The sequence below is a fragment of the Paraburkholderia dilworthii genome (genome assembly GCF_000472525.1).
GTDB classification, from domain to species: domain Bacteria; phylum Pseudomonadota; class Gammaproteobacteria; order Burkholderiales; family Burkholderiaceae; genus Paraburkholderia; species Paraburkholderia dilworthii.
Genome location: NZ_AWZT01000061.1, coordinates 17,664 through 28,333 on the forward strand (window position 1 = coordinate 17,664; position 10,670 = coordinate 28,333).

A 10,670-nucleotide genomic window follows, 5' to 3' on the forward strand; every position below is an offset into this window, starting at 1 on the left:
GCCAAGAGCAACGGCAAGGAGCGGCGACAAAACGGAGCCAGGCGGCGTGGAGCGGCAACCACGCGCCAACAGATGGCAGCGGGCAGCAGCGATCCATTCCCATCGTACCAACAGGAGCTTGCATGACGGCATCGTCCATCCCCGGAGAATCCATCGATCTGCAGATTTCCGATGTGCTCAACGACGTCCACTTCCCGATCAACAAGGACGCGCTCGTCGACGCCGCGCGCGAAGCGGGCGCAAGCAACGAGGTCCTGTCGATGCTCGACGGCCTTCCCGAGCAGGACTATGCGGACGTCGCATCGGTCACGCGTCTGATCGGCGGCAATTACGGGCCGGGCCTGAGCGCGTGAGCGCTCACGCGGACGCACCGCCGCGCCTGCCTGCTCCGCTGGAAACGCGCGGCGCGGACTGGATCTATCGCTCGCCGCAACCCGGCGGCACGAGCGGTACGGCGGCCGGCGGCAATCTGCATGACGCGGGCGGCATCGAGCGGATCGAGGCGTTTTTTCATGGCGCCGGCTACGCGATGCACCGCCACGACACCTATGCGATCGGCCGCACGCTGGCGGGCGTGCAGAGCTTTCGCTATCGCGGCAGCATGCGTCACAGTGTGCCGGGCGGCACGATGGTGCTGCATCCGGACGAGCCGCACGACGGCCAGGCCGGCACCGGGGAAGGTTTTCGCTACCGTATGGTCTATGTCGATCCGGCTCTCTTCCAGCAGGCGCTCGGGGGCAAGCCGCTGCCCTTCGTGAAGGGCGGCTTGTCGAACGACCCACGTCTTTTCGCTGCAACCGAAAACCTGCTGCGCAGCATCGATCGCGCGATGGACCCGCTCGAACAGGACGACGGGCTCTATGAGCTGGCAGCAGCGCTCGACGCGGCAGCGGGCGCTGGACCCACCCGCCGTCCGGTGGATTATGCCGCCGCCAGGCGGGCGCGCGAGTATCTGCTGGCCTCGCTGGAGCACGCGGTGACGCTCGACGAACTCGCAGCCGCCGCAGGACGTGATCGTTGGAGCCTGTCACACGATTTTCGCGCGCTGTTTGGCACCAGCCCGCACCGCTATCTGACGATGCGGCGTCTCGATCTCGTGCGCCAACTCGCGTTCGCCGGCATGCCGCTCGCCGACTCATCGGCCGCGAGCGGCTTCTCCGACCAGAGTCATATGACGCGGCACTTCAAGCGCGCATGGGGCGTGGCGCCCGCACAGTGGCTCAAGATGCTGGGGACTTCGTCGCCAGGCGCCCGCTAGGCTCCGGAAAGGGCGCATGTCACGGGCGGCGCGCCCACAAACGTTCAAGACCTGCCGGCATGTGGCGCAGTACGCTCTTTCCCGAGACCGCATTCATCTTTTCAGGAGGGGCACCCATGTCGGACATTCAGGCAAATCAGCAGACGTACCGCGCGATCAATTTCGCGGAAAAGCTCGCGTTGTTCAGCGACCAGTGGCAAGCACGCGTCGTCGCGGAGATGAACGACTACCAGTTCAAGGTCGTGCGCATCGAGGGCGATTTCGTGTGGCACGAGCATGCTGACACCGACGAGACCTTCATCGTGCTGGACGGCCAGTTGCGCATCGACATGCGCGATGGCTTCGTGATGCTGTCGGCGGGCGAAATGTTCGTCGTGCCGAAAGGCACCGAGCACAAGCCGTTCGCGGAACGCGAGGTCAAGCTGCTGCTGATCGAGCCACGCGGCGTGAGAAATACCGGCGACGAAACCAACGAACGCACAGCCGTCAACGATCTCTGGATCTGATCGCGAGCCGCCGCTATGCAGGCAACGGCGCAGCCGCGGCCGTTCGCGGCCGGGCCCGCTGGATCGCGGACTCGCCGACCGTGCGCGCATGCTTCGCGCGTCGCGAATCGCGGGCTGGCGCCGTCGCGTCCGACTGGAAATGCTCGACGAGGTGATCGACGAAAGTCCGCACTTTCGCGGGCAAATGAAGGCGGCTCGGGTAAGCGATCGTGATTTCGATCTCCGGCAGCCGGTAGTCGCCGAGCACTTCGACGAGCCGGCCAAACGCGAGGTCGCGGCCGATCAGATAGCTCGGCAGGATCGCGACGCCCATGCCAAGCAACGCGAACTGCCGCAGCATTTCGCTATTGTTCGCGGCAATCGCGTTCGTCGTCCTGACGCGGACGAGCCCTTGCGGCCCGCTGAACACGCGCTCCTCGCCGCCCTGCTCCGGCGGCCGGCTCAGGCACGCATGACCCGGCAGATCTTCCGGCCGCGCCGGCGTGCCGTGCTGCGCGAGATAGGCCGGCGTCGCGCAGACCGTCAGCTGGCAGGTGGTCAGCCGCCGCGTGACGATGCTCGCACTGCGCATCGGGCGCCCAACCAGAATGCCGACATCGAAACCTTCGTCGACGAGATCGGCCTGACGGTCGGCGAGCGTCACGTCCGGCACCACGTCGGGATAGCGCGCGGCGTACGACTGTACCGCCGGGGCGAGGCTTTGCAGCCCGAACACGACCGGCGCGACGATTCGCAGCGTACCGACCGGCTCGTGATGGCGCGCTACGACCATCTGCTCGACGCCTTCGAGGTCGTCGAGGATATGGCGCACGCGCTCCAGATAAGTCGTGCCCGATTCAGTCAGCGAAAGACGGCGAGTGGTGCGATTCAGCAGACGGGTGCCAAGACGCGCCTCGAGATCGGCTACGTGGCGGGTGACAACAGCGGTGGAAAGATCCAGCGCGGCCGCCGCGCGAACGAAACTGCCGAGGTCCGCCACTTTGACGAACACGCGCATCGACTGCAATTGATTCATGGGACGACTCCTGCCTCGAGATGCCGGGCCGGCGCAGCGTTGCCGCCTGTATCACCCCGCGCGGCAAGGCTCGCGCGGATTTGCCCAACGAATCGATTGTATCGATCAGACCTGTCCCAACCCTGACCTGCGCATGGCAATTGCGTCAGCTTGACCGATGCGAGCGCGCGACTGTTTCGAGCATTATTGCGGATTTTGACTAGGTATAAACCCTTATCAGCTGGTAAGATGGCGACCGGAAGAAATTCACCGCTATCCCGTTAGCCAACTGCCATGTCACATCGTTTTCAACTTTTCGAAAAAATCGCGTTTTCTCTCGTTTGCTGGTCCGCTGCGGCCTGCTCGGCTTTCATCGCTTATGAGCGCTGCCCGGATATCAAGGTCGTGCTGCATGCGAGCGCGGAAGTTTTGCGCCACAGCGGCGACTATTCGTTCGTGTGTGCGAGCCCCGTCGCCGATAGCTGCACGCAACTCGCGACTAACTGATTTCCCGATTCCTGCCGGTCACGGGGCAACCGGAACCGGTCGCCTCGCACGGATCACGCGCTCCGCCCGAACACCACGCGCGAGAAAAATCCCGCCAGCACCGCTTCTGCCATTTCGCTCGGCACGTTCTGCGGATCGACGGTGTAGAAGAACTGCACGCCGTCGCACAAACCCATTAGACCCATCGCCAGCATCTCCGGCGGCAACGGCAGCGGCGTGCCCACCCGCGCTGAGAACTCGCGGACATAGGCGGCCAGTTGTTCCAGCTTCTCATGCAGGAAGGCGTTAAAACGCAGCCTGAAGCGGCCGTCGCGCGCCGCGAGTAGCTTCGCCTCCACCCAGAGCAGAAAGCATTTGTTCTCGCGATGCAGATTGCTGTAATAGCGCATCACCCGCTCTTCCATTTCCTCGCGCGTGGCGGCGTTTTCGAAGATCGCCCGCAAGCCCGCCTGCATGGTTTCGTGATCGCGCCGCAGTAATTCGAGAAACAACTCGTTCTTGCTGCGGAAGTTCGAATAGAACGCGCCCCGCGTATAGCCCGCCGCCCCGGCGATGTCTTCGACACTCGCCGCGACAAAGCCCTTCTTCATAAAAATCGCTTGCGCAGCATCGAGCAGACGCTGCCGTGTCTGGTCTTTGCTTTGCTCGCGTGTCAGTCGTTGCCGTTTCATGGGCGCCAGTCTAGCACCTAAAAGAATTCCAATTCACTCCGACATTCAGATACAGGTGTGTATTAGAATGCGAGGCATCATTGAAAGTCAGACGCGCATGCGGATTGCATGATCCTGCCTGCGCTCTTCGCTGGCGGGCCGTTGCGGCTTGCCGTGTTCGTTCGCTGTCTCCTGTTGGGGTAATTGTGAAGCGTCCCGGTTTTCCTGCATCGTCGGCGATGCGCCAGCAGTCCCATCATTCCGCGCGGCGTGGAAACATGCGCCGCGCCGGCTTGGCGCTTGCTCTTGCGGGCGTCGTCGCGTTGAACGCCTGTTCGAAGAAAGAGGCAGCGGCGCCTGAGCCGCGTCCTGTCGTAGCCGTTGCGGTTCATGCGGACGGCAACACGGCGCCTGTCACGTCGCTGCCCGGCGAAGTGCAGGCGCGCTACTCGACGCCGTTGTCGTTTCGCGTCGGCGGCAAGATCATCGAACGGCGCGTGCGCCTTGGCGACGTGGTGAAGAACGGCCAGATCGTCGCCCGGCTCGACCCCGCGGATGCGCAAAAGAACGCGGCCAGCGCGCAAGCGCAGCTTGTCGCCGCCGAGCACAGCTATACGTATGCGAAACAGCAGCTCGACCGCGATCAGGCGCAGGCAAAAGAAAATCTGATCGCGCCGGCGCAACTGGAGCAAACCACGAATGCGTATGCATCGGCTGCCGCGCAACGCGATCAGGCGGCGCAGCAGGCGGCTTTGTCGAAAGACCAGTTGCAATACACCACGCTCGTGGCCGACCACGCCGGCGTGATCACCGCCGAGCAGGCGGATACGGGCCAGAACGTGTCGGCGGGCCAGGCCGTCTACAACCTCGCGTGGAGCGGCGAAGTCGACGTGGTCTGCGACGTGCCGGAAGGCGCGCTCGCCGGTCTTGCGGTCGGACAGACGGCGAACGTCACGCTCGGCGCACTGCCGGGGCGCAAATTCACGGCGCGCGTGCGCGAGCTCTCGCCTGCTGCCGATCCGCAAAGCCGGACGTATCGCGCGAAACTCACGCTCGACAATCCCGGCCCCGACGTGCGACTGGGCATGACCGCGGACATCGCGCTGTCGTCGTCGGCGTCGTCGGCGGCGAGCGGCGCACAAGGCCAGCACGGCTTCATCGTGTTGCCGGCCACCGCGCTCTTTCACGACGGCACGCAGCCGGCGGTATGGGTCGTGCGTGCCGCGGATAGCGTGCTCGAACTGCGCCGCGTCACCGTCGCTCGCTATAACGAACGCACGATCGTCGTCAGCCAGGGCCTGAAGGACGGCGAGCACGTCGTGCTGCAAGGTGTGCACACCGTGAGCGCCGGCGAAAAAGTCCGCGCGATTGCGCCGCTGCATCCCGAGGACTTCGCTTCATGAGCACCGCGCACGAAGAAGGACGCTTCAATCTGTCCGCATGGGCGCTGCGCCATCAGGCGCTGGTCGTCTTCCTGATCGCGCTCTCCACCGCGTTCGGCATCCTGGCTTATACACGGCTCGCACAATCCGAAGATCCGCCGTTCACGTTCCGTGTGATGGTGATCCGGACCTTCTGGCCTGGCGCCACCGCGAGGCAGGTGCAGGAACAGGTCACGGACCGCATCGGCCGCAAGTTGCAGGAAACGCCCGCGATCGACTTTGTGCGCAGCTACTCGCGTCCCGGCGAGTCGCTGATGTTCTTCACGATGAAAGACTCCGCGCCGGTCAAGGACGTGCCCGAAACCTGGTATCAGGTGCGCAAGAAAGTCGGCGATATTGCGGCGACCTTGCCGCAAGGCATTCAAGGCCCGTTCTTCAACGACGAGTTCGGCGACGTCTACACCAACATCTACACGCTCGAAGGCGACGGCTTTTCCCCCGCGCAACTGCACGACTACGCGGACCAGTTGCGCACGGTCTTGCTGCGCGTGCAGGGCGTCGCGAAGGTGGATTATTTCGGCGATCCCGACCAGCACATCTATGTCGAGATAACGAATACGCAACTGACGCGCCTCGGCATCTCGCCGCAGCAACTCGGTCAGGCGATCAACTCGCAGAACGCCGTGTCGCAAGCGGGCACGCTGACCACGACGGACGACCGCGTGTTCGTGCGTCCGACCGGCCAGTTCAAGGACGTCGCCGCACTCGCCGACACGCTGATCCGCATCAATGGCCGCTCGTTCCGTCTCGGCGATATCGCGACGATCAAGCGCGGCTACGACGATCCGGTCGTCACGCAAATGCGCGCAGGCGGTAAGGCGGTGCTCGGCATCGGCGTGACGATGCAGCCGGGTGGCGACGTAATTCGCCTCGGCAAGGCGCTCGACGCGGAAATGCTCCGCTTGCGCAAGGCCCTGCCCGCGGGCTTGCAATTAACCGAGGTGTCGAGCATGCCGCACGCGGTCGCGCATTCCGTCGACGACTTTCTCGAAGCCGTCGCTGAAGCCGTCGCAATCGTGCTAGTCGTGAGTCTCGTCTCGCTCGGCGTGCGCACCGGCATGGTGGTGGTGATCTCGATCCCGGTCGTGCTCGCGGTCACCGCGCTGTGCATGTATCTGTTCGACATCGGACTGCACAAGGTGTCGCTTGGCACGCTGGTGCTCGCGCTCGGCCTGCTGGTCGACGACGCGATCATCGCCGTCGAAATGATGGCCGTAAAACTGGAACAAGGCTGGAACCGCACGCGCGCCGCAGCGTTTGCGTACACCAGCACCGCGTTTCCGATGCTGACCGGCACGCTCGTCACCGTCTCGGGTTTCCTGCCCATCGCGTTGGCCAAGTCGAGCACCGGCGAGTACACGCGCTCGATTTTCGAAGTCTCGGCGATCGCGCTGATTGCGTCGTGGCTCGCGGCCGTCGTGCTGATTCCGCTGCTCGGCTACCACCTGTTGCCCGAGCGCAAGCGTCAGCAACACGAAGCCGACGACCACGAGCACGACATTTACGACACGCGCTTCTACACGCGTTTGCGTGGCTGGATCGGGTGGTGTATCGAGCGGCGTTTTATCGTGCTGGCGATCACGGTCGTGTTGTTTGTGGTCGCAATGGCGGGTTTCACGCTCGTTCCGCAGCAGTTCTTCCCGAGTTCGGACCGACCTGAGTTGCTGGTCGACGTTCGGCTGCCCGAGGGCGGGTCGTTCGACGCCACGTTGCGCGAGGCGCAGCGGCTCGAAAAAGTGCTGGTGGGCCGGCCGGAAATCGATCACACGGTGGATTTCGTCGGCACGGGTGCGCCGCGTTTCTATCTGCCGCTCGATCAACAATTGACGCAGCCGAATTTCGCGCAATTCGTGATTACCGCGAAGTCCGTGAAGGACCGCGAGAAACTCGCGCAATGGCTCGAACCGGAGTTGCGCAACAACTTCCCCGCGATACGCACGCGCCTGTCGCGCCTTGAAAACGGGCCGCCGGTCGGTTACCCGGTGCAGTTCCGCGTGAGCGGCGACGACATCGCGACGGTGCGTTCGATCGCCGAACGCGTCGCCGCGACGCTGCGCGCCGATCGCGGTACGCGCAACGTTCAGTTCGATTGGGACGAACCAGCCGAGCGCTCGGTGCGCTTCGAGGTAGACCAGAAGAAAGCACGCGAACTCGGCGTAAGCTCCGACGACATCTCGAGCTTCCTCGCGATGACCCTGTCGGGATACACCGTCACGCAGTATCGCGAGCGCGACAAGCTGATCAGTGTCGATCTGCGCGCGCCGAAAGCGGAGCGCGTCGATCCGGCGAAACTCGTCACGCTGGCCATGCCCACGCCGAACGGCGCGGTGCCGCTCGGCACGCTCGGGCATTTGCGCAACGATCTGGAATACGGCGTGATCTGGGAGCGCGACCGTCAGCCGACTATCACCGTCCAGTCCGACGTGGCGCCAGGCGCACAAGGCATCGACGTCACGCATTCGGTCGACAAGGCGCTCGGCCCGATTCGCGCGAACTTGCCAGTTGGTTACCGGATCGAGATCGGCGGCTCTGTCGAGGAAAGCGGCAAGGGCCAGACCTCGATCAATGCACAGATGCCGATCATGATCATCGCCGTGCTTACGCTGCTGATGATCCAGTTGCAGAGCTTCGCCCGCGTGCTGATGGTGGTGCTCACCGCGCCGCTCGGGTTGATCGGCGTCGTCTTCACGCTACTGCTGTTCGGCCAGCCGTTCGGCTTCGTCGCAATGCTAGGCGTGATTGCGATGTTCGGCATCATCATGCGTAATTCGGTGATTCTGGTCGACCAGATCGAGCAGGACATTGCTTCCGGGCACAAGCGTTTCGACGCGATTGTCGGCGCAACAGTGCGGCGTTTCCGGCCGATCACGCTGACCGCCGCGGCGGCTGTCCTCGCACTCATTCCGCTGTTGCGCTCGAACTTTTTCGGGCCGATGGCGACCGCGCTGATGGGCGGCATTACGAGCGCGACCGTCCTCACCTTGTTCTATCTGCCCGCGCTCTACGCCATGTCGTTCAGAGTGCGCAACGACGAGCGCGAGCCGCACACGCCGCCCGCGTCCGGCGCGGCGCATACGGGAAATTGAGCATGACCCACTTCGCACATTCCTGCGCCGCCCGATGCTTTCGGATTTTGTCGCCGGCACGCTTGCTGCCGTCCGCGGCACTCGCCGGCTCCGTTTTCGCGCTTGCCGCCTGTTCGTTCGGACCGAACGGCGAGCCGCCGGCGATGCCGCAGCCGGTCCATTACGGCAGCGAGGCCCAACCGGCGCAAACCGTTTTGGCGCAAGGCGTCGCCCAGCAATTCGTAGTCGGCGCGAAGCCGGTGCCCGAATGGTGGAAGCTGTATCGGTCGGACGCGCTGAACGCGCTCGTCGACGAAGGGCTGCGTAATAGTCCGACGCTCGCCGCGACTGAACAGAGTCTTGCCGCCGCGCGCGAACAACTGCGTGGGCAGATCGGCAGTTCGATGCTGCCAACCATCGACGCGGGCGGTCAGGCGACCCGCAATCGTGCGCTCGCGATTCCTGAGATCGGCTCGAACACGTTTCTGTACAACATCTTTGTCGGCCAATTGCAGGCGCACTACACGATCGACCTGTTCGGCGCGGCGCGCCTCGCCGATGCCGCGCTGGGCGCGCGCGTGAACGTGCAGGCGTATCAACTGGATGCTGCCAGGCGCGCGCTCGCCGCGAACATCGTGAGCGCCGCGATCACGAGCGCCGCATTGCACGCGCAGATCGACACGACAGAAAGACTCGTGACGCTCGCCGACGATCAGGCGCGCGACACACAACGGCGCTATGCGCTCGGCGCTGTCTCGCACGCCGATCAGTTGAGCGCGCAACAAAGCGCGGCGAGTTTGTCGGCGAGTCTGCCGGGGCTAAGGCAGCAATGGCAGACGACGCGTCATGCGCTGGCTGTACTGCTCGGCCGCACACCCGACGCCGCGCCGGCCGATCTTGAACTCGCGGGCCTGCATCTGCCCGAGCAGGTACCCGTCGTCGTGCCAAGCGAGCTGCTGCGCGCACGGCCCGACATTCAGGCCGCCGACGCCGCAGTGAAAGCCGCTGCCGCCGATGTCGGCGTGGCGACCGCGCAGATGTACCCGAGCCTGTCGCTGAGCGCATCGATGGGACAAGGCGGCTTTAGCTGGCCGGTCGCGCTCTCCGGCGCGGGCGCCATCTGGAGTATCGGCGCGTCGCTGTCGCAGCCGTTGTTCCACGGCGGCGCGCTGGTAGCGCAGCGCCGCGCGGCCATGAACACTTACGAGGCCACGGTGTCGCAATACAAGCAGACGGTGCTTGCCGCCTTCCAGAATGTCGCCGACACGCTAGCCGCCCTCGAACACGACGCGCAGGCGCTGGACGCCGCCAATACCGCGGCGCGTTCGGCGCAGGGGATCTTCGAAGAAACGTCGGGCCGCTATCGGCTTGGTGCCCTACCTGTTTCGTCGACGCGCACCAGCGAGCAGCAGTTACGCAATGTGCAACTCGACGAGATTCGCTACACGAGCGCGCGTCTGACGGATACGGCGGCGCTGTTTCAGGCGATGGGGAATCCGCCGGTGGGGGCGGCGGGTTCGGGTGCGTCCGGGGCGGCTTCGCGGGCAGCTTCGCGGGCAATTTCTGAGGCAACTCTGCAGGCGTCTCCGGCGGGATCTGAGGCCAAACCCGGTGCTCCGAATTGACGGTCTGCACTTATCCCCAGTTGATGTTGAAGAGGCTGTTGAAAACTTTCTGACAAGCGGGCTAACTCATTGAGCGCGCACGCGTTATGGGCAGCGGTGTGGAATGAGGCATATGCAGCCGGGATGGCCTGCGATTTGCGCCATCGAGGTTATCCGCAGTCTTTGTTCAGTAGTCTGTGAGCAAATCGCACGCAGTGGTGAATAGCCCCGCCGCTCTTCATTCACGACTTCTCCTCATTCCCGTTCCGCCGCCTTGCGCATCAGCTGGTCCATGTACTGCTCGGGCTCCAACCGCATGCCGATGACCGGCTCGCCTGCGGGCGACTCACCGAGCCAGCCCGACCAGCCAAGCTGCGAGGCATCGCCCAGCGTTGCGGGCGGCGCACATTGCGGCCTGATCTGCAGTTCCAGGTCCCACTCATATTCCAGGCCGATGTACGCCCGCACCCACTGGACCAGCCGCAGCAGATCAGCGCCCCGCGGCGTGAAGCGGTGATATGTGCCGATGTCCAGCGGACCGATCACGATGCAGATGCGGTATCGCCGGTCGGGCACCTGTTCACCCAGCAGCGCTCCGCCGCCGAGGCAGGCCGACATGCGCTGTCCGCCCGCCTTGCAGTGCA

At 64.4% G+C, this 10,670-nt stretch carries 10 protein-coding genes; 7 read left to right on the forward strand and 3 right to left on the reverse strand.

Annotated features, from left to right (window positions below):
• Positions 1 to 122 precede the first annotated feature (122 nt).
• From F759_RS0131890 to F759_RS0131900, 3 genes are all read left to right on the forward strand, one after another.
• Positions 123 to 353, forward strand: coding sequence for a DUF2795 domain-containing protein (locus F759_RS0131890; RefSeq protein ID WP_027803411.1), 231 nt, complete (start codon positions 123 to 125; stop codon positions 351 to 353).
• Entirely contained in the window at positions 350 to 1,258 is a 909-nt protein-coding gene (locus F759_RS0131895) for an AraC family transcriptional regulator (protein WP_027803412.1), read from the forward strand. Before F759_RS0131890 ends, F759_RS0131895 begins: the two co-directional genes overlap by 4 nt.
• Positions 1,259 to 1,374: 116 nt before the next feature.
• Positions 1,375 to 1,764 carry a cupin domain-containing protein gene (locus F759_RS0131900; protein ID WP_027803413.1) on the forward strand — a complete coding sequence of 130 codons (390 nt, stop codon included), beginning with the start codon at positions 1,375 to 1,377 and terminating at the stop codon, positions 1,762 to 1,764.
• Positions 1,765 to 1,777: 13 nt separating this feature from the next.
• On the opposite strand, the gene F759_RS0131905 is transcribed toward F759_RS0131900, so the two are convergent.
• Entirely contained in the window at positions 1,778 to 2,779 is a 1,002-nt protein-coding gene (locus F759_RS0131905) for a LysR family transcriptional regulator (RefSeq protein ID WP_027803414.1), read from the reverse strand.
• A 273-nt stretch (positions 2,780 to 3,052) separates the two neighbouring features.
• On the opposite strand from F759_RS0131905, the gene F759_RS0131910 reads away from it, so the two are divergent.
• Positions 3,053 to 3,265 carry a hypothetical protein gene (locus F759_RS0131910; RefSeq protein ID WP_027803415.1) on the forward strand — a complete coding sequence of 71 codons (213 nt, stop codon included), beginning with the start codon at positions 3,053 to 3,055 and terminating at the stop codon, positions 3,263 to 3,265.
• Positions 3,266 to 3,318: 53 nt separating this feature from the next.
• Here the strand turns inward: F759_RS0131910 and F759_RS0131915 are convergent, their stop codons facing one another.
• Positions 3,319 to 3,936 (reverse strand): TetR/AcrR family transcriptional regulator, encoded by a 618-nt coding sequence (locus F759_RS0131915; RefSeq protein ID WP_027803416.1) that lies wholly within the window; start codon positions 3,934 to 3,936, stop codon positions 3,319 to 3,321.
• 218 nt (positions 3,937 to 4,154) lie between these two features.
• Between F759_RS0131915 and F759_RS0131920 the strand changes: the two genes are divergently transcribed.
• Genes F759_RS0131920 through F759_RS0131930 form a run of 3 tightly spaced genes read left to right on the forward strand, consistent with a single transcriptional unit; the run spans position 4,155 to position 10,047 of the window.
• The gene (locus tag F759_RS0131920) at positions 4,155 to 5,318 is read left to right on the forward strand and encodes an efflux RND transporter periplasmic adaptor subunit (RefSeq protein WP_027803417.1); all 1,164 of its coding nucleotides are present in this window, start codon (positions 4,155 to 4,157) and stop codon (positions 5,316 to 5,318) included.
• Complete coding sequence (locus tag F759_RS0131925; RefSeq protein ID WP_027803418.1) at positions 5,315 to 8,443, forward strand: efflux RND transporter permease subunit; 3,129 nt, start codon at positions 5,315 to 5,317, stop codon at positions 8,441 to 8,443. Before F759_RS0131920 ends, F759_RS0131925 begins: the two co-directional genes overlap by 4 nt.
• Positions 8,444 to 8,445: 2 nt before the next feature.
• Positions 8,446 to 10,047: an efflux transporter outer membrane subunit gene (locus F759_RS0131930; protein WP_027803419.1), complete on the forward strand. Its 1,602-nt coding sequence runs from the start codon at positions 8,446 to 8,448 to the stop codon at positions 10,045 to 10,047.
• Between the two features lie 234 nt (positions 10,048 to 10,281).
• Here the strand turns inward: F759_RS0131930 and F759_RS0131935 are convergent.
• Positions 10,282 to 10,670 (reverse strand): type VI secretion system baseplate subunit TssG (locus tag F759_RS0131935; RefSeq protein WP_027803420.1); only part of this gene is annotated, 389 nt, incomplete at its 5' end.

Bases quoted from the DNA above. Each gene is read 5' to 3' on its own strand.
- F759_RS0131925 (WP_027803418.1), top strand. From the start codon at position 5,315: ATGAGCACCGCGCACGAAGAAGGACGCTTCAATCTGTCCGCATGGGCG.
- F759_RS0131930 (WP_027803419.1), top strand. From the start codon at position 8,446: ATGACCCACTTCGCACATTCCTGCGCCGCCCGATGCTTTCGGATTTTG.
- F759_RS0131905 (WP_027803414.1), bottom strand. From the start codon at position 2,779: ATGAATCAATTGCAGTCGATGCGCGTGTTCGTCAAAGTGGCGGACCTC.
- F759_RS0131900 (WP_027803413.1), top strand. From the start codon at position 1,375: ATGTCGGACATTCAGGCAAATCAGCAGACGTACCGCGCGATCAATTTC.
- F759_RS0131910 (WP_027803415.1), top strand. From the start codon at position 3,053: ATGTCACATCGTTTTCAACTTTTCGAAAAAATCGCGTTTTCTCTCGTT.
- F759_RS0131915 (WP_027803416.1), bottom strand. From the start codon at position 3,936: ATGAAACGGCAACGACTGACACGCGAGCAAAGCAAAGACCAGACACGG.
- F759_RS0131890 (WP_027803411.1), top strand. From the start codon at position 123: ATGACGGCATCGTCCATCCCCGGAGAATCCATCGATCTGCAGATTTCC.
- F759_RS0131920 (WP_027803417.1), top strand. From the start codon at position 4,155: ATGCGCCAGCAGTCCCATCATTCCGCGCGGCGTGGAAACATGCGCCGC.